The organism is Antarcticibacterium sp. 1MA-6-2 (assembly GCF_021535135.1).
Taxonomy (GTDB): domain Bacteria; phylum Bacteroidota; class Bacteroidia; order Flavobacteriales; family Flavobacteriaceae; genus Gillisia.
Genome location: NZ_CP091036.1, coordinates 3,029,224 through 3,047,844 on the forward strand (window position 1 = coordinate 3,029,224; position 18,621 = coordinate 3,047,844).

General features: G+C 38.8%; 15 protein-coding genes and 5 pseudogenes. 15 read left to right on the plus strand and 5 right to left on the minus strand.

Features of this window, described 5'->3' with window-relative positions:
- The first annotated feature begins 256 nt into the window (after window positions 1-256).
- Complete coding sequence (locus LZ575_RS15455; protein ID WP_235325404.1) at window positions 257-640, plus strand: endonuclease/exonuclease/phosphatase family protein; 384 nt, start codon at window positions 257-259, stop codon at window positions 638-640.
- Entirely contained in the window at window positions 640-963 is a 324-nt protein-coding gene (locus LZ575_RS15460; RefSeq protein ID WP_235325406.1) for an exodeoxyribonuclease III, read from the plus strand. The genes LZ575_RS15455 and LZ575_RS15460 overlap by 1 nt, the downstream gene beginning before the upstream one ends.
- 92 nt (window positions 964-1,055) lie before the next feature.
- On the opposite strand, the pseudogene LZ575_RS15465 reads toward LZ575_RS15460, so the two are convergent.
- The 5 genes and pseudogenes from LZ575_RS15465 to LZ575_RS15485 form a co-directional block, all read right to left on the minus strand.
- Window positions 1,056-2,060: pseudogene (locus LZ575_RS15465) on the minus strand (acyl-ACP desaturase).
- 153 nt (window positions 2,061-2,213) lie between these two features.
- Window positions 2,214-2,950: pseudogene (locus LZ575_RS15470) on the minus strand (metallophosphoesterase family protein).
- A gap of 2 nt (window positions 2,951-2,952) precedes the next feature.
- Window positions 2,953-4,087: pseudogene (locus tag LZ575_RS15475) on the minus strand (ATP-binding protein).
- A 210-nt stretch (window positions 4,088-4,297) separates the two neighbouring features.
- A complete protein-coding gene (locus LZ575_RS15480) occupies window positions 4,298-4,537 on the minus strand; it encodes a four helix bundle protein (RefSeq protein WP_235325408.1) in 240 nt (79 codons plus the stop codon).
- Between the two features lie 82 nt (window positions 4,538-4,619).
- Window positions 4,620-5,381 (minus strand): SDR family NAD(P)-dependent oxidoreductase, encoded by a 762-nt coding sequence (locus LZ575_RS15485; RefSeq protein ID WP_235330754.1) that lies wholly within the window; start codon window positions 5,379-5,381, stop codon window positions 4,620-4,622.
- Window positions 5,382-5,543: 162 nt separating this feature from the next.
- Here LZ575_RS15485 and LZ575_RS15490 point away from each other — a divergent pair, with 162 nt between their 5' ends.
- The 13 genes and pseudogenes from LZ575_RS15490 (at window position 5,544) to can (ending at window position 18,515) form a co-directional block, all read left to right on the plus strand.
- A complete protein-coding gene (locus tag LZ575_RS15490) occupies window positions 5,544-6,368 on the plus strand; it encodes a DUF4382 domain-containing protein (protein ID WP_235325410.1) in 825 nt (274 codons plus the stop codon).
- A 136-nt stretch (window positions 6,369-6,504) separates the two neighbouring features.
- Window positions 6,505-7,510, plus strand: a pseudogene (locus LZ575_RS15495) (AAA family ATPase).
- Between the two features lie 134 nt (window positions 7,511-7,644).
- Window positions 7,645-8,511 (plus strand): DUF58 domain-containing protein, encoded by an 867-nt coding sequence (locus LZ575_RS15500; protein WP_235325412.1) that lies wholly within the window; start codon window positions 7,645-7,647, stop codon window positions 8,509-8,511.
- A 285-nt stretch (window positions 8,512-8,796) separates the two neighbouring features.
- Entirely contained in the window at window positions 8,797-10,206 is a 1,410-nt protein-coding gene (locus tag LZ575_RS15505; protein WP_235325414.1) for a DUF4381 domain-containing protein, read from the plus strand.
- A 9-nt stretch (window positions 10,207-10,215) separates the two neighbouring features.
- Window positions 10,216-11,222, plus strand: a pseudogene (locus LZ575_RS15510) (vWA domain-containing protein).
- Between the two features lie 35 nt (window positions 11,223-11,257).
- Complete coding sequence (locus LZ575_RS15515; protein ID WP_235325416.1) at window positions 11,258-12,304, plus strand: VWA domain-containing protein; 1,047 nt, start codon at window positions 11,258-11,260, stop codon at window positions 12,302-12,304.
- Window positions 12,301-13,158 carry a tetratricopeptide repeat protein gene (locus tag LZ575_RS15520; protein WP_235325418.1) on the plus strand — a complete coding sequence of 286 codons (858 nt, stop codon included), beginning with the start codon at window positions 12,301-12,303 and terminating at the stop codon, window positions 13,156-13,158. The genes LZ575_RS15515 and LZ575_RS15520 overlap by 4 nt, the downstream gene beginning before the upstream one ends.
- A 42-nt stretch (window positions 13,159-13,200) precedes the next feature.
- Window positions 13,201-14,472 carry a BatD family protein gene (locus LZ575_RS15525; protein ID WP_311195823.1) on the plus strand — a complete coding sequence of 424 codons (1,272 nt, stop codon included), beginning with the start codon at window positions 13,201-13,203 and terminating at the stop codon, window positions 14,470-14,472.
- A gap of 50 nt (window positions 14,473-14,522) precedes the next feature.
- On the plus strand, window positions 14,523-14,963 hold the full coding sequence (locus LZ575_RS23885) for a hypothetical protein (RefSeq protein WP_311195824.1): 441 nt from the start codon (window positions 14,523-14,525) through the stop codon (window positions 14,961-14,963).
- Window positions 14,964-14,978: 15 nt separating this feature from the next.
- Window positions 14,979-15,725: a tetratricopeptide repeat protein gene (locus LZ575_RS15530; RefSeq protein ID WP_235325420.1), complete on the plus strand. Its 747-nt coding sequence runs from the start codon at window positions 14,979-14,981 to the stop codon at window positions 15,723-15,725.
- Between the two features lie 84 nt (window positions 15,726-15,809).
- Window positions 15,810-16,103 carry a hypothetical protein gene (locus LZ575_RS15535; protein ID WP_235325422.1) on the plus strand — a complete coding sequence of 98 codons (294 nt, stop codon included), beginning with the start codon at window positions 15,810-15,812 and terminating at the stop codon, window positions 16,101-16,103.
- 165 nt (window positions 16,104-16,268) lie between these two features.
- Entirely contained in the window at window positions 16,269-17,855 is a 1,587-nt protein-coding gene (locus LZ575_RS15540) for a SulP family inorganic anion transporter (RefSeq protein ID WP_235325424.1), read from the plus strand.
- A 24-nt stretch (window positions 17,856-17,879) separates the two neighbouring features.
- Window positions 17,880-18,515 carry a carbonate dehydratase gene (gene can, locus LZ575_RS15545; protein ID WP_235325426.1) on the plus strand — a complete coding sequence of 212 codons (636 nt, stop codon included), beginning with the start codon at window positions 17,880-17,882 and terminating at the stop codon, window positions 18,513-18,515.
- Window positions 18,516-18,621 lie beyond the last annotated feature (106 nt).

The following is an 18,621-nucleotide window of genomic DNA, read 5'->3' on the forward strand; positions in this document are numbered from 1 at the left end:
AAAGTTAAGAATTTCTGGTTCACAGCCACTAATATTTCTTTCCTGTAGGAATGAAGTCGGAAAGATATTACGATAAAACCACTGCCTGAAAAAAGGTTAAAAATTAGCAAAACCAGGTTGAAGAGATGGAATTTCTTCTAACATCGGAATCATTTTTAGTACCTTATGTTTTAACTTGAATTACTATGAAAATAGCGACTTATAATGTTAATGGGGTAAACGGCCGATTGCTTAGGTCTTACTGCGATGGCTGGAATTGGCCAAACCAGATGTAGTTTGTTTACAGGAATTAAAAGCCCCTAATGAAAAATTTCCCGAAAAGGCTATAGCAGATGCGGGATATAATGCCCTATGGCATGGACAAAAGCAATGGAACGGAGTCGCCATTCTCACCCGTAACCTCGAGATCAATGAAATTGGACGTGGTCTCGCCGGAGATCCTGAAGATGAACAGAGCAGGTATATTGAAGCACTTGTAGAGGATGTATTAATAGCTTGTCTCTACCTCCCCAACGGTAATCCTGCTCCCGGGCCAAAATTTGATTATAAACTCCGGTGGTTTGAAAGACTTACAGCGCGCGCTCAGGAGCTTCTGGCTCTCGATTCACCTAGGTTATACTGGCAGGGGACTTTAATGTAATGCCTACAGAGCTGGATGTTTACAAACCCGAAAAATGGAAGAACGATGCTCTCTTTAGACCAGAAGTGCGTTCAGCTTTTGAGAATCTTGTAGATCAGGGATGGACAGATGCTATACGTAAACTTTATCCCAATGAAACGATCTATACCTTCTTTGACTATTTCAGAAAAGCTTATGAACGTAATACAGGTTTACGAATAGATCATTTTTTGCTGAGCCCGCATTTGGAAAAGAATCTCGTGAATGCGGGAGTAGACCTTGAGGTACGTGGCTGGGAAAAAACCAGTGATCACTGTCCTGTCTGGATAGAGCTAAAGCGTTAGCAGGATTTTACATCAGCAAAAATCTGAAGCTACCCTAAAAGAAAAACCCCGCTCCTGGAAGGAACGGGATTTTTATATATTTTTTTAGCGATCTATAGTCTTCCGTTTGCCTCCACCCACTTAAATTGGTGTTGGTCCTGCGGTACTGCAATCCGGTTAGCAATCCGGGTCATCCTGTCTGGCAGGGCCATAAGATAATCTCTTGCTTTTTCGGCTTCATCTGTTAGGGAGGTATACTTATCAATTTCCCAATAGTCATTCAACTTTTGTAAAATATCTATGTAATCGTATGTGGTATAAACCCCAAGGCGCTGAGCTGCGTTTGAAAAATTTTCAAAAGCTTCAGCAATTCCCTGGCCGCTTTCTCTTATAAATTGGGCGGGCATAACTATTTTCTTCTTCATCATATCATTGAAAGCCAGCATCATTTCGCTGGGATCATACTCAAAAATAGTCTTTACAAATTCCCTGTAGGCAAGGTGGTGTCTCATTTCGTCCCCCGCTATAATACTACACATCTTTGCTAGCATCTTATTTCCTTTCTTCTTTGCAAGTTGCCCAACTCTCTTGTGGGAAATATTTGTAGCAAGTTCCTGGAAACTGGTGTAAACGAAATTTTTATAGGGATCACGTCCTGTACCAATGTCAAAACCATCATTAATAAGGTATTGAGTGGTTTTTTCGATCTCGCGCATATCTACCCTTCCGGAAAGATATAAATACTTATTTAAAGTGTCACCGTGCTAGGTTTCTTCACCTGTCCAGTGCCGTATCCATTTCGCCCATCCATTTTGCTGGCCACTGCTTGCGCCGTGTTGCTCTACGCCTTCCATATCCATTAACCAGGATTCATAAGTTGGTAAAGCTTCTTCAGTAACCATGTCGGCTACTAAAACAACCCAAAAGTCATATCCAAGTTCTTTTGCCTCTTCTCTTATTTGAACAATTTCGTCCATATAATTTTCATTCTGGAGGTTTGGAAGCAGGTCAGTAGGTTGCCAGATGTCTTCCACAGGGATAAGGTATTTTTCCACAAATTGATCAATGGATTTCTCCACCGTTTTCATGACTTCTAATCTAATATTATCTAAGGCCATAGCTTTTTTTATTAGGGACCAAACAATACAAAATATGTTTCTGTAAAGCGCTGGCTAATTTCGTTTTTAAAGTTGCACTAATCAAGAATGATGCTAAAAATGATTTTGCACCAAATATACTAAGTAATTAGGGCTTAAGGGTATAAAAAAATCTTAATTTCTCCCTTCTTCTTCCGGATAAAGCTTGTAAACATGGTCACTTTGCCATATTTCTTTGGAATTTATATCCAGTGCAGATAATTTTCCTTTGAATGCTGCACCTAAGTATCTATATTCCAAACATTTCCCGCATTTACGGGCTCCTCTTTCCCAATTCGTGTGGTAGGAGTGTGTCCAATAAAGATTTCCCTAAATAAACCCAGACGCTTAGGGTAATAATCGTGAGAAGGAGATAATCCCGGGTTTAAGGAAAGTGCTGTTTCCCAAAGTGTACGATCCCAATAATAACCTGTGTTGTGGTATTCCTGCTTCGGGCCGTGTAAGTTTGTAAAACCTGCGTGTACGAAGAGTCGTTCTTCTTTATCAATATAATAATTAACCATTTGATCAAAAAACTTTATATGGGCTGCAATTTGTTCTTCTGAAAAATTTCGATAAGCGTCCATACTGGACTGGCCTCCATGCTGAAGCCATTGTTCATTTAACTCCCCTGTTTTTAACCATCTGTGAGTAAGGTCATCATGATTTCCTCTTAAAAATACACAGGTGTTTTGTTTTCCAAGTTCAATAAGGTAACTCACAACATTTGCACTGTCGCTCCAGCCATCAACATAGTCTCCCAGAAAGATCAATTTATCATCTGTCGTTACCTGTATTTTCTTTAATAATTGAACAAGGGCTTTTAACCCCCCGTGTATGTCTCCTATTGCTATTGTTCTTCCTTTAGACATTTTTAGCTGTATTTCATTTTTCTTAAAATTCTCATAGTCTCTTTGTACGATTGATAAACTTTCTCACTATAATCCCGCAGCACATCTTTAGCAGCTTCAAGTATCTCTATAGCCTTATCAAAATTATTTAAATAACAGATTAAATAAGTAGGTGCCAAATTTAAAAGGTCTTTTTCTTCTCCGGGAGTTAATTTATTCCCATTTTTCAATTTCGTTATAAGCGCATTGTTAGAATTATAGATATGGTACAGGATTTTTTTATCAAACTGCGGCGGATTAAACAATAATTTAGTGGTAATGTCATAGGTCGCATTCTCTTTGAATCTTATATTAACTTCCTCTAAAGGGTAATACTGGAATTTATCCTGAAGACCCAGATTTACATATTCAATTATAGTAAACCTGTCACTGTCAATATTAATACTCACCTCATCAAGATCTGAGTAAAATAATTTTACCTGTTCATTTATCAATTCAATATCTACCCGGGAAAAATAAACTTCATTTTTATTCTTTTTTACCTTACTACCAGCAAACCACGAAATATTCTTTAAAAACTTTATAGGTGGGATGAAAATCTTTTCTCTTCTTCATAAAGTCAAAAACTCCCCCCAGGGTGAGTTCAATGTTGTTATGAGAATGGTTTTCTATAGCAGTAACTATGGCAGAATTTACGTCTTTCATCTTTATGTCAAAGACTTTAGGCATGCTTATGCTGCCTTCCCTAAAAAAAACAGCTCCCCCATAATATTTCCAGATGTTCTTTCGCAGGGAACATATTTCACCACTGTTTGGTCTAATTGTGACCAGGCCAACCACCAGATCGTCGGGCAGGTGAGGAAAGGGAATATTCTCATAAGAAACCAGGGGAGGATTTGAAAGGTAAGCGTTAACAAGATTCTGGATCTTACTGTCATCAAAAAAATCCACGCTTATTATGCTGTTGTCTTCATCTTCAACGCCAATTACTATGTATGAATTATTATTGGGATTTGAATTGGCCAGAGCACACACGTGCTTTAAAAATTTTGCTTTACCTTCTTTTTGATCAATGTTAAGCCTTCGCTTTTTGTCATAAAAGCTGTTCTCATCATTATGAGCCAGGAGGTTCTTAATCAGGAGACGTTTATTGATCATTGAAGTTATTTTATTCTTTATTTCTATTATTTATTATTAGTTCTCTGTTTTATACAATTAGTACGTCTCTGTTAATCGCTTTAGAACCTTTCTTTTTTGAGCTCTACGGGTAATTATTAAATTTTAATATTTGTTCCTTCAAATTTTCTGACTCTTTATAAAGAAGCCGGAATTTTTCTTCAGAAATTTGTTTTCTATCAAAGGCTCTTTCTAATGGGACCCGGGTTTCAATATTTGAACCACGGAAAACCCAAGGAACTGAATTAATTCTTTATTTCCACCTCTTCCAAATCCTTCAGCAATATTGTCCATAGAGGTTCTATTAATTTGGTCCCGTAACTTATAATCCCGCTCAAGTGGTGCAGAGGCAATTAGATTCCGAACATTTTTACATTTTATTCTGGCCACTTGGTAAATCCCAGGATCTTCAAAATTTTGGATTTTAGCCATTACTCAAAATAAACATAAGTAGAATTAATATAGAAAAAATTGGATTTGAATTTGCTCCGGTAAGTAATGAATAATATTGCAGTTATTTCCGATTAACTATCGTACTACTAGCTTGTGCCGAGGGCATTACAGTAAGATCTGCAATATTAACGTGTTGCGGAACTGTGACCATAAAAGAAATAATTTGGGCAATGTCTTCCGGCATTAAAGGTTCAAAACCTTCATAAACCTTTTCTGCTCTATTGTCATCTCCTTTAAATCTTACGTTGCTAAAACCCGTTTTTGTAAGTCCCGGGTTCACTGCTCCAACTTTTATTCCGGTTTTGTTGAGGTCTATACGCATTCCCTGGTTAATTGCATCTACAGCAAACTTGCTGGCGCAATAAACATTTCCATTTGGATAAACTTCTTTTCCGGCAGTAGAGCCCACGTTGATTATATGCCCTCTTTTTCTTTCAATCATTCCGGGAATAACAGCTTTGCTCACATAGAGCAGTCCCTTAACATTGATGTCCAGCATAGCGTCCCAATCGTCTATATTTCCTTTCTGAATGGGTTCCAGGCCGTGGGCATTGCCTGCGTTGTTTACGAGGATATCTATATTCTTAAATTCCTGAGAAAGGCTGTTTATTTGCTCAAAAACTTCAGATCTGTTTCTTACATCAAATTGCAGGGTGGCAACTTTAACTTCAGTGCCCACTTCAGCTTTTAGCTGTTCAAGTGCATCTTTTCTTCTTCCGCAGATAATAAGGTTATAACCTAATTTTGAAAAGGCAATTGCGGTGGAGCGGCCAATCCCACTGGTTGCGCTGTAATTAGTGCTGTTCTCATGTGTGTTAAATATTGTCTAAGTGATATATTTTATATTTCATTAAATCCTCTGCCTCTAAGGTAGTTATAGTTTTATCCATCATTTAGGGATTGTTAAAAATTGTTAAACCCGTAGTTTCACTAAAATGAATGTACAATTACTGCGTTTTGAGGTCAAACTTAAATCAATTAAAATATGAAAATGTTTTCTGGAAAACTAAAACTTAGAAAATTTGCCGGGTTACTTTTAGCCGTTGTAGCTTTAACTTCATTTGCGAGCTGTAGCGATGATGATGACAAAATGAATGAAGACACCGCCAGGTTAATGATAAGGCTTACAGATGCCCCTGGAGATTTTGAGTCAGTTCTTATAGAAGTAAAAGATGTTAGAATAAAACGCGATGCCTCAGCTGGAGAAGAGGAAGGATGGGTAAGCCTTCCAGGTGTTAAAACAGGAATATATGACCTTCTTGAACTTACCGGAGGTATAACTGAGCTTTTAGCCGATGCTGAAGTACCTGCTGGACCCCTTACTCAAATCAGGTTGGTATTAGGTGAAAACAATACAGTTGTTATTGATGGTGAAAGCCAGGCTCTAAGTACACCAAGTGCGCAACAATCTGGGTTAAAGCTTCAGGTGAATGAAACTCTTGAAGCAGGTGAAGAATATGAATTTCTGTTAGATTTTAATGTAGACCAATCTATAGTGTCTGCAGGATCTGCTGGAGGATATTCTCTTAAACCAGTAATTAGAGTGACTACTATGGAAGCTACCGGAACAATTATGGGAGAGATACAGCCATCGTTAACTCAAAGTGTAGTGAAAGCTAAAAATGCTACTAATGAGATTTCTGCTTATACAGATGCTAACGGTACTTTTTCTTTAAACGGAGTTCCTGCAGGAACCTACCAAATTACTGTTACTCCTGATGCTACTACAGGTTATGAGGCAAAAACTCTTAATAATATTGTGGTAACTTCCGGGCAAACGACAGATCTTGAAACTATCTTTTTTGAATAAAAATGTTTAAGTAAAATTAAAAGGTCGCTTCGGCGGCCTTTTTTATTTTAGAGCTTTTTCTATTCTTTGCCAATATTTTTCTATTTGCTTCGTTGGTAATTTGTGAATATCTTCACGTATTTTAAAATAAATATTTATGATAGAAAACAACGCTTCTATAGACATATCCAGCCTGAATGAGAAAATTGAAAGGGAGAGCGCTTTTGTAGACCTGCTTATCAATGAAATTAACAAGGTGATTGTGGGTCAAAAGACAATGGTAGAACGTCTGTTAATAGGTTTGTTGGGTCAGGGTCACATCCTGTTGGAAGGGGTTCCCGGTCTTGCAAAGACACTTGCAATAAATACTTTGTCTCAAGCTGTTCACGGTAGCTTCAGCAGAATTCAGTTTACGCCAGACCTTTTACCCGCAGATGTCGTGGGTACGATGATCTACAATATGAAGCTCAATGACTTCAGTATAAAGAAAGGTCCTATTTTTGCCAATTTCGTACTTGCCGATGAGATCAACCGGGCACCCGCAAAAGTCCAGTCGGCACTTCTGGAGGCGATGCAGGAAAAACAGGTAACCATAGGGGATGAAACTTTTAAGCTCGACTTAGCCGTTCCTGGTTATGGCGACTCAAAACCCGGTGGAGCAGGAAGGAACATATCCTTTGCCAGAAGCTCAGGTTGACCGTTTTATGCTGAAAACTGTTATTAAATATCCTCAAATGGCCGACGAACAATTAATTGTAAGGGCAAATTTGAGAGGTGGATTTGAAAAGGTAAACCAGGTAGTGACACTTGAGCAGATTGCACGGGCGCAGGCAGCAGTACGGGAGGTATACATGGATGAAAAGATTGAAAAATACATTCTTGATATAGTATTTGCAACACGTACGCCAGATAAATATAAACTTTCTGATCTGGCTCCATTAATTAATTTTGGTGCTTCACCAAGAGGAAGTATTAATCTTGCAACCGCAGCAAAATGTTACGCATTTATTAAGAGAAGGGGATATGTTATTCCTGAGGATGTACGGGCAGTAGTATATGACGTATTGCGACACAGGATTGGACTTACTTATGAGGCCGAGGCTGAAAATATTACTTCTGAAGATATTATAAGTAAAATCATAAACGAAGTAGAAGTCCCATAGAATCCTTTGTACCCCGAAAAGAAACATCTCCGATTAAAAAAATCACCACAAGTTTTTCTGAAATGAAAAATTAAAATTGCGAAGACCTCATAAATTTCTCTGCTTTTGAGAGAGGATTAGCGAGGGAGCTTAATATGGATACTAAAGAGCTACTTAAGAAGGTTAGGAAAATTGAGATCAAAACCAGGCGTCTCAGTAATAATATATTTGGAGGAGAATATCATTCCAGCTTCAAAGGCCGTGGTATGACTTTTAGTGAAGTTCGGGAATATCAATTTGGGGATGATGTACGAAATATAGACTGGAATGTCACTGCCCGCTATAATGAACCTTTTGTAAAGGTGTTTGAAGAGGAAAGGGAGCTCACGATGATGCTCGTGGTAGATGTATCAGGATCTGAATTATTTGGTTCAAGAGAACAATTTAAAAAAGAAGTTATAACTGAAATTGCAGCTACTCTCGCTTTTTCTGCAACTCAAAATAACGATAAAATCGGTCTTTTGCTTTTTTCAGATCAAATGGAATTGTTTATTCCTCCAAAAAAGGGAAGGTCCCACGTTTTGAGGATCATACGTGAATTACTGGAATTTAAGCCAAAAGGGAAAGATACTAATCTCGCTGAAGCTTTAAAATATGTTTCCAACGTAATTAAGAAAAAGGCTATCATCTTTGTGCTTTCAGATTTCCTGGTGGATGATTACCGTCAAACTTTAAAGATCATCAGTGGAAAACACGATGTGACGGGAATTAGAGTTTATGACGAACGAGAAGAAAGTATTCCAAATGTGGGTCTGGTACAAATGTTGGACAGGGAATCTGGTGAACTTATAATGGTGAATACAGGCTCCAAATCTGTAAGAAGATCTTATGAAGCTTATTTTAAGGAGAGGGAAGATTACTTTAGGGAAAGTTTTTCTAAAAGTGGAGCAGGAATGTTGAGTACACGCGTGGGAGAGAGCTACGTGAAGAAATTATTGGGTTATTTTAAAACAAGAGGATAAGATAGTATAATGAAAAACAGTTTTATAAGGTACAGTGCTATTTTTTATATACTTATTCTGCCTTTCTCTGTGATCTTTAGAAGGGACTACACCCGGTCCAGCTAGCTTTTCTTATTTGCTCTGTCGTTCCTATTTTGTTTTGCTGCTTATTCCCAGGATGCAAAAGTTGAAGCAAACATTGATACTACAGCAATTAAAATTGGGGAGCAAATTTCCTATAAGATTAGCGTAGAAACAAATCCTTCCAGTCTTGTGGTTTTTCCTGAAGGCGAAACCTTTAATCCTATGGAAGTTGTAGAGTCTTTGGCAGCAGATACTTCCAGACAGGACAACGGGTACAGGCTTATCAAAGAATATTTACTTACACAATTCGATTCAGGGAGTTACACTATTCCATCCCAGCGGGTACTTATTAATGAAAATCCGTTTTATACAGATTCTCTTCTGGTTGAAGTTAATGATGTTGTTGTAGATACCACCAAACAAAAGATGTATGCTATAAAACCTGCGATGGAAGTACCCTCAGGTTTTTCATTTTTTCCGTGGATCTGGATAATCCTTGCAGTATTAGTCCTTGCTGCCCTGGTATTTTTCTTGCTACGCAGGAGGAAAAAGAGGCAGGAAGCAGCCAAACAATTACCGCCATATGAGCGGGCGCTGTTTGAACTTCAACAACTGGATGAATCCCACCTACTCGAGAACAGGCAAACCAAAGAATATTATTCTAAATTAACTGAAGCCGTGCGAAGGTATATTGAGGATGAGGTGCATTTAAGGGCAATGGAGAGCACCACTTCTGAACTTATTCTGGAACTTGAAGAAAAAATGAAAAGCGGTGAATTAAAACTTAGCCGCCAGACCATAGATGATCTTAAAATCATTTTACAACGGGCAGATCTTGCCAAATTTGCAAATTCCCGGCCAGATATAATTACGGCAAAAGGAGACAGATCTAAAATCGAATTTGTAATTAAAGATACTAAAGCTGCAATTCCTGAACCTACTGAAGAGGAGTTATTAAAGGATGAGGAATACAGGCAGGCACAGCTAAGGAAAAAGAAACGCCGTAAGATCATAATGGCTTCCACCGCAGGAGCTGTCATAATTGTAATTGCGATATCAGTAATTATCTCTACACGCGGCTTTACCTACTTAACTCATACTGTATTTGGAAATCCTACGAAAGAGTTGATGGAAGGAGAATGGATAAGCAGTGAATATGGTGATCCTGCAGTTGCTGTAAACACGCCCCGGGTCTTAAAAAGAGGAGAAATAGAGCTTCCTGATGATGTAAAAGCAATGATGGTTGGCAGCGAAACTTTTAAAGATGGTGATCTGGCCGAGGATCTTTACGTTGTTCTTACAACGATGAAATTTAACCAGGGTGCAAAATTTGATCTTGATAAAGCGGTAGAAGGAATTTATACAAATCTTGAGCAACAGGGAGCCAGAAATATCATAGTTAAAGATGAAGAATTTACCACGCTGGAAGGAGTAGAAGGTGTAAAGGTTTTTGGGACTTTAGAAATGGAGCATCCTCGCAAGGAAGGAGAATATATAAGTAAGGAGTATAGTATTCTAAACTTCTCTGTAGGTGGAGGTTTTCAACAGATTACTGTTATTTATGATGAGCAGGACGAGTTTGCTGAAGAAATCGCTGGCAGAATAATTAATTCTGTAGAATTTATAAAATAATATAAGACAATGCTGACAAATTTCACGTTTGAAAATCCCGGGTTTTTCTGGCTTTTGGCGATCCTGCCATTTGTAGCTGCCTGGTATTTCTGGAAGAGGAATAAACAGCAGGCAGAGCTAAGAATTTCGAGTGTAAAAGGATTTAAAACCCGCAAAAGCATTCTTCCCGCCTTAAGACACGGTTTATTTTTGCTGCGTCTACTGGCCCTGGCATTTATAATTGTAGCAATGGCAAGGCCGCGTACTACAGATGTCTCCAGCAGGACTACCTCTACACAGGGGATCGATATAGTCCTTTCCATAGACATTTCTGCAAGTATGCTGGCGCGGGATCTAAAACCAAACCGTCTCGAGGCATTAAAAGAAGTAGCAGCAGAATTTATTGAGGGAAGGCCTACAGACAGAATAGGACTTGTTGTGTATGCTTAAGCGAAAGCTTTACCCTTACCCCTGTAACCAGCGACAAGGCAGTTGTACTTAATGCTCTTGAGGATATTGAATACAACAATGTTCTCGAAACTGGAACAGCAATAGGGATGGGGTTGGCAACATCTGTAAATCGACTAAAAGATAGTAAGGCTAAGAGTAAAGTGATCATCCTCCTTACAGATGGAGTAAATAACGCGGGTTTTATTGATCCTAAAATTGCCAGCGAACTAGCCGTGGAGTACGGCATAAAAGTATATACCATAGGAGTGGGGAGTAATGGAATGGCACTTTCACCCTTGGGAATATTATCAAACGGGCAGTTCCAGTACGGGAATGTACTCAGAGAGATCGATGAGCAGCTTTTGCAGGAAATTGCCCAGGCCACCAATGGTAAATACTTTAGAGCTACCAACAACGAGAAGCTGGAAGAGATCTATGAGGAAATAGATGCCCTTGAGAAAACAGAAATTGAAGAATTTAAGTACTACAACTATGAAGAAAGGTTTAGGCCATTCCTCCTAATTGCAGGACTATTGTTAATAATGGAACTTCTTTTAAGGTTCACAATTTTCAGAAGTTTTATATAGCTGAAAGATTTTCAGCACAAATAGCAGCATAAAGAATGTTCGTTTTAGAAGAAGAAAAATATTTTTGGCTATTGCTCATCATCCCGGTGCTGATGGTTTTTTACGCTTTACTTTTTTATTGGAAAAAGCGGAAACAAAAACAATTTGCCTCCCCCGAAATGCTTAAAAAGCTAAGCCCGGATAAATCCTGGTTTAAACCCGGCCTTAAATTTACCATTATGCTCCTTGCCCTGGCAAGTATGTGTATTGCCCTCGTAAATCCAAAACTTGGCACGGAAATGGAAACGATTACCCGGGAAGGGATAGACATCGTTTTTGCCATTGACGTCTCTAAAAGTATGGAGGCAGAGGATGTTGCACCAAACAGGCTGGAGAAAACCAAGCAGCTGGTAACGCAAATTATAAATAACCTTGCCAGTGACAGGATTGGAATTATCGCCTATGCCGGGAGCGCTTTTCCGCAGTTGCCAATAACGACAGATTACGGATCGGCAAAGATGTTCTTGCAGGCAATGAATACAGATATGGTTTCTTCGCAGGGAACGGCGATAAATGAAGCCATAGAAATGGCGCAAACATATTTTAATCCGGCAGATCCTACCAGTAAAGTGCTGGTGATCATAAGCGACGGGGAAGATCATATTGGTAATGTAGATGAAGTTGCACGGGAAGCTGCAGAACAGGGAATAAGAATTATTACCATAGGAGTGGGTACTGCAAAAGGAGGACCTATTCCAATGAAACGAGGTGGAATAGTACAGAGTTATAAAAAGGACCAGAACGGTGAAACCGTAATTACCCGTCTTAATGAGGAGACGCTAAGCGATATAGCCGCAGCCTCAAAGGGCGAGTATATAAATGGAAATGTAACTGCTGAGGTAACTGAAAAAATGACAGAATTCCTTCAGGATCTTGACAAAACTCAATTTGATGATCGTCAATTTGCTGAATATCAGTCCCAGTTTCAGTGGTTTTTGGGTCTGGCAATAATTTTGTTATTGGTAGATGTGTTCCTTCTGGAAAGAAAAACCGCCTGGATCAAGAGATTAAATCTATTTAATGAAAGTAGAAACAAGAAATGAGAAATAATACATATTTGAAGGATCTTCAGGTGTTCTTAATGCTGCCGGGGTTCTTCTTTTTTCTGAATTCAGTTTCAGCTCAATCCCTTCAGCAGGAAGATAAAAAGATAGAGCGGGAGACCAATACCCTAATGCGTGATGCCGAAGATCATCTTTCTGAAAATGATTTTTCTTCAGCTGAAGCATCTTACCGGGAGGCTGTAGCCAAAAATTATGAAAGTGTAAAGGCCAGGTATAATATGGCAAATATGTACTATGGAAAGGAAAAACCTGCACAGGCTGTTTCAAGGTTAGAACAGGCAGCAAAAGTGGCAGAAGCTAAAGAGGATAAGCACAAGATTTTCCATAACATGGGAAACTCTTTTATGGAGCAGAAGAAGTATAAAGAAGCAGTGGATGCATATAAAAATGCACTCCGCAATAATCCCAATGATGAAGAAACACGCTACAATCTTGCCCTGGCCAAACAAAAGTTAGAAAAGGAAGATCCTCAGGGTGGTGGTGGAGATGACAAGAAGGACGAGGAAGAAAAGAACGAGGACGAAAAGAATAAAGGAGACCAGGGAGAGCAGGAAAAAGATAAACAGGAAGGCGAGGATAAAGAAGATAAAGGCGGGGAGAAAAAAGAAGATCCTAAGCAGGAGCCGGAAAAACCAGATGACAAAGGAGAGCCAAAAGAACAAAAAGAGGATGGGGAACCCCAACAACCTCAACAGCCCCAGCCTGGCCAGTTATCTCCTCAGCAAATAAAAAGTTTATTAGAAGCCATGAATAACGAGGAGAAGAAGGTGCAGGATAAAGTAAACGCAGAAAAGGTTAAGGGGGCAAAAGTGCGAACCGAAAAAGACTGGTAACATTTCCTGAAGTTTACCGTCAAATAATTTGATTGAACAAGAATGAAATTGAAATTTTTCATACTGTCATTTTTCTTAATGCTTTCATCGGCAGGTTTTGCGCAGGTAAAATTTGAAGCCAAAGCGAGCAAGCAAAAGCTGGGAGTAAATGAGCGGCTTAGGGTAGATTTCGAAATGAATCAGGATGGGGATAATTTTAGAGCTCCGTCTTTCAGCGGGTTTACCGTTGTAGGAGGTCCTAACCAAATGGTTAGCAACCAATGGATAAATGGGAAACGTACTTATTCCAAGACATACAGTTTTTTCCTTGCACCTACGGCACGGGGAAAGTTCACAATTGGCCAGGCAGAAATAACAGTAGACGGGGATGTATATAAAACTTCGCCTATCCAGGTTGAAGTAACTGCAGCAGTAGAAGAGCCTACCGATGGTAACAATTCAGATTTGGTTGCGAGTGATAATCTCCACCTGGTTGCCGAAATTTCCAATGCCAACCCTTATTTGAATCAGGCAATAACTGTTGTTTACAAGCTTTACGTAAGTCCGCGTATAAGTGTGAGCAACTGGAGGGAAATGGATAGCCCTGTGTTTAGTGACTTTTGGAGCCAAAATATAGATATAAGGCAGCTTAAAATAGAAACAGGGGAATATGAGGGAGAACCATATCGTTTTGTGGTTCTTAGAAAGACAATACTTTATCCCCAGAAGACAGGTGAACTGGATATAGAACCTTTAACCCTTTCAGTTTCTGTAGACGTTCCCAGTGACAGGCGGGATATCTTTGGCGGGAGGTTGTACACCACCATAGATAAAACAGTTGCTGCAGGAAAAAGAACAATTAATGTAAAACCTTTACCGGAGCAGGGAAAACCCATTGGATTTAGTGGAGCAGTGGGAAAATACAATTTTAAGGTCACCCCAAGCCGCACAGAACTTGCTGCTACTGAATCTATGAATGTAAAGGTGCAGGTGAATGGTAACGGCAACCTTAAGTTGTTTGATCTCCCAGAACTGCAGGTCCCGCCCTCCCTGGAGAGATATGAAGCTGAAAGAACAGAGAATGTGAGGACTGATCTTAATGGCACCCAGGGAAGTATTACCGACTCTTATACTGTCATTCCTACGAGGCAGGGGAAATATCCTATCCCGCAACTTTCATTTTCTTATTTCGATCCTTCTACAGAAACTTATAAAACCCTCACTTCTGAAGAAATTGTGCTCGAAGTAGATAAAGCTCCCGCAGGAAGTTCAATGCTTAGCTCCTGGGGGAGGAGTGACAAAACAACCACTCGATATAACAGGTACACAATTTAGATACATTAAACTTAGAGCTGATCTACAGCTAAGTAAATTCAGGGAGTTTTTTGGGCTCCTGGGTTTTCTGGAGCCTTATGGTTTTGCCAATGGTAGTTGTGCTGGGGGCAATTCTTCTGGGTAAAAAACGTGAGGCCATTGCAAATGATGTACAGGGAAACAGAATTAAAAAGGCTAACAGGCTGGCAAAAAAATATCTTTCTGAGGCCAGGAGAAATCTTGGAGACCAAAAACTTTTTTATGAAGCTCTTGAACGCTCCCTCCATAATTATCTCAAGGCAAAGCTACATATTCAAACCAGTGAAATGACTAAAGAAAGAATAAGCTCATTGCTGGCAGAGAAGAAGGTAGATGAGGAAACTTCAGCAGAGTTCATCTCCTTGTTGAGGAGCTGTGAATTTGCACGCTATACTCCTTCTTCCAATGTAGAAATGCAGCAGGACTATGAGAAGGCTGCCAGAGTTCTTTCTGCAATGGATAAACAACTTTAAAATCAGAATGTGGAAATGAAGAAGTTATTTTATCTCATTTTTCTATTTACAATGCCCTTACTGGGCCAGAATGATGCTCTTTTTGAAGCAGGAAATGCTGCATACAATAATGGGAATTACGAGGCAGCTATAGAAAACTATGAAGAGATCCTGAATAGTGGCGAAACATCAGATGAGTTGTATTACAACCTTGGGAATGCACATTACAAACTTAATAATATTGCTCCCTCTATATACTACTACGAAAAAGCACTACAGTTAAATCCCAATGATCAGGACATTAAGAACAATATTGAGTTTGCCCGTAATATGGCGATAGACGACATTGAGGAGGTTCAAAAAAGCGGTTTTACTGCCATTTGGAAAGATACTGTTTCTGTTTTAGATTATAACGAATGGGGATGGCTGGCGATTAGCCTCGCTGTAATGTTTTCGATCTTTTTCCTGATCTATTACTTCAGCAGAAAAACATTTCAGAAGAGGTTATTCTTTACTTTGTCTATGATAGCAGTAGGGGGAATGTTGTTTGCTGTGGTGTTTGCCTTTCAGCAGAAAAGTTATGTAACCAGTGAACAGTTTGCTGTTATATTTACTGAAGAAGCTGAGGTAAGAAGTGAACCCACACAGCGGAGCGAAGAAATTTTCACATTACACGAAGGAACAAAAATTGAAATCATAGAAACTTATCAGGACTGGGTTAAATTTGAACTGGCCAATGGTTTACAGGGCTGGACAGATAAAAGCTATCTCAAATTCCTTTAACCATAAGTATTTTCTATGTTAATTTAAAATTAAATGATTAGAACAGGCTTTTCTAATTGAGTTTATGTTCTATTTTTGCAAATTATGAAGAAAAATTTCGCCTTATTATTTCTATTCATCTTCCTGGGATTCATTGCGACTCCCACTGTGGTGACTTTAATAGATAAGGACGTGAACATTTCTTCAGCATTTACTGCCAATGAAGAAGAAAATTCTTCTAAAACAGGAATAACATTTGAATATAACATTCAGGATCCACATCCAGGTTATTCCAGTTTACATTTTCTTAAGGAACAAAGTGCATTTAATCATTACTACAAAGAAGGATATCGATTAATATTTCTTGATGTTCTTTCTCCACCACCCAAACAAGCTTAAACACTTCAGTTTTATTACCACGCGACTTTTGGTTGCTACTGTGACGTGATCTTTATAAAGATCCGGGAGGAGTTTCTATTTCAACTCGCAAGCCTGGTAATCTCTCAATTTTAGTAAAACAGTTTTCGGGACTTTCAAATGAGGTCCTGTAATAAATATTTGTATATGTTTAAGCACGTAAAAGCTGACTTGCCTGCAAGTTTGGTAGTATTTTTTGTTGCACTTCCTTTATGTCTTGGAATTGCACTCGCTAGTGGAGCACCACTTTTTTCAGGAATTATAGCAGGAATTATAGGAGGAATTGTAGTAGGTTCAATTTCCGGTTCTTCAATTGGAGTAAGTGGCCCCGCAGCCAGTCTTGCGGTAGTGGTGTTAACTGCAATTTCAGACCTTGGAAGCTATGAATTATTTCTTGTAGCAGTAGTCCTTGCGGGTCTTTTGCAAATCTTAATGGGATTTTTAAAGGCGGGAGTTATTGGTTATTTCTTTCCATCGTCTGTTATAAAAGGAATGTTATCTGCAATTGGAATCATCATTTTCTTAAAACAAATACCTCTTGCTTTGGGATATGAAGAGGGAGAAACACCGTTTGCATTCTTTGAAACCACAGGTTATGATCTTTTTAGAAGTCTTGGCCATATGATAGACGCCATAGCTCCGGGAGTAATTTTAATTACTGCAATTTCCCTTGCAATTTTATTAGTTTGGGATAAGGTGCTGGCAAAGAAGCACAAAATCTTTAAGCTCATTCCGGGGCCATTAGTTGCGGTAATTGTGGGAATTATATATCAGCTCTTTTTTAGTGGAGCAGGATCTGTTCTGGAAATTACCGGGAATAATTTGGTCTCTGTTCCGGTACCGGAAAATCCTTTGGATTTCTTCAACCAGTTTACCTTTCCCGACTTTAGTGAAATGGGAAACACTCAGGTTTACATTGTAGCCATAACGATTGCTATTGTAGCCAGTCTTGAAACCCTTCTAAGTGTGGAAGCAACAGATAAACTCGACCCTCATAAGAGAGTTACTCCCACTAACAGGGAACTTATCGCCCAGGGAGTTGGAAATACATTCTCGGGTTTAGTAGGAGGTTTGCCAATTACACAGGTTATCGTACGTAGTACTGCAAATGTGATGAACGGAGGTAGAACTAAATTATCTGCCATTATACATGGTTTTTTCCTTTTAATAAGTGTAATGTTTATTGCAGAATATCTTAATCTTATTCCTCTTGGGGTTCTTGCTGCTGTTCTCTTAATCATTGGTTATAAACTGGCAAATCCAAAACAGTTCATCACCATGTGGAAACTTGGAAAGTCGCAGTTTATACCATTCACGGTTACTGTAGTTGCAATAGTTGCCACAGATCTACTAGTAGGGATCTTACTGGGACTTGCTGTGGGGGTGATTACAATTCTTATCAACAGTTACAGGAATTCTCATTTCCTTCACATCGAAGATAAATCCAATGGAGTGCATACTATTAAAATGGAATTTGCAGAAGAGGTTACTTTCCTCAACAAAGCAGCTATCCAAAGAGAATTATATGCATTACCAGAGAATACTTATCTTACATTAGATGTAACAAAAACAAAAGCCCTGGACCTGGACGTTCTGGAAATTTTAGACGATTTTTCTGTTACGGCAGAGGAAAGGAATATTAAAATAAATTTAGTTTCTGAAAGAGGTACTATTGAAAATCCTCATAGTTACCGGGAGTTTTTTGGAATCAACGTTTTAGGAGCAGCACATTAATAACTAATTTTAAAATATATAATCATGAGCGAATTTTATGATAATCTAATTAAGAATAACAAGAAGTGGGTAGAGAGTAAACTTGACCTTGACCCTCAATTTTTTGAAAAACTTGCTAAAGGCCAAAAACCACCTTTATTGTGGATAGGATGTGCTGATAGCAGGGTACCTGCAAATGAAATTATTGGAGCACAACCGGGAGAGGTATTCGTGCATCGTAATATTGCCAATATGGTAATACATAGCGATATGAATATGTTGAGCGTGCTGGATTACGCCGTGAATGCTTTAAAAGTGAAACACGTTATTGTTTGTGGTCACTATGGTTGTGGTGGTATAAACGCAGCTATGGGCAACCAGAGTATAGGATTAATAGACAACTGGATACGTCACATTAAAGATGTATACAGAGTTCATAAAAAGGAACTTGATTCTATTGAGGATGAAACTGAAAGATTCAACCGCTTTGTAGAGGTGAACGTAACCGAGCAGGTTTTTGATCTTGCCAAAACATCCATAGTACAGGGTGCGTGGAACAACGGCCAGGAACTTTCAATTCATGGATGGGTTTATGGTGTGGATTCCGGAATAATAAAAGATCTTGGAGTGAATGTAAAAAACGACGGAGATCTTGATGAAGTTTACCAATTGAACTTCTAATATTTTTTATAAAAACAAAAATTTAGAGGCCGTCTAAAAAGTAAATTTTAGGCGGTTTTTTTTGTGGTAATATTATGGGTAGGTGAACTATAGTTTTTATTAAATA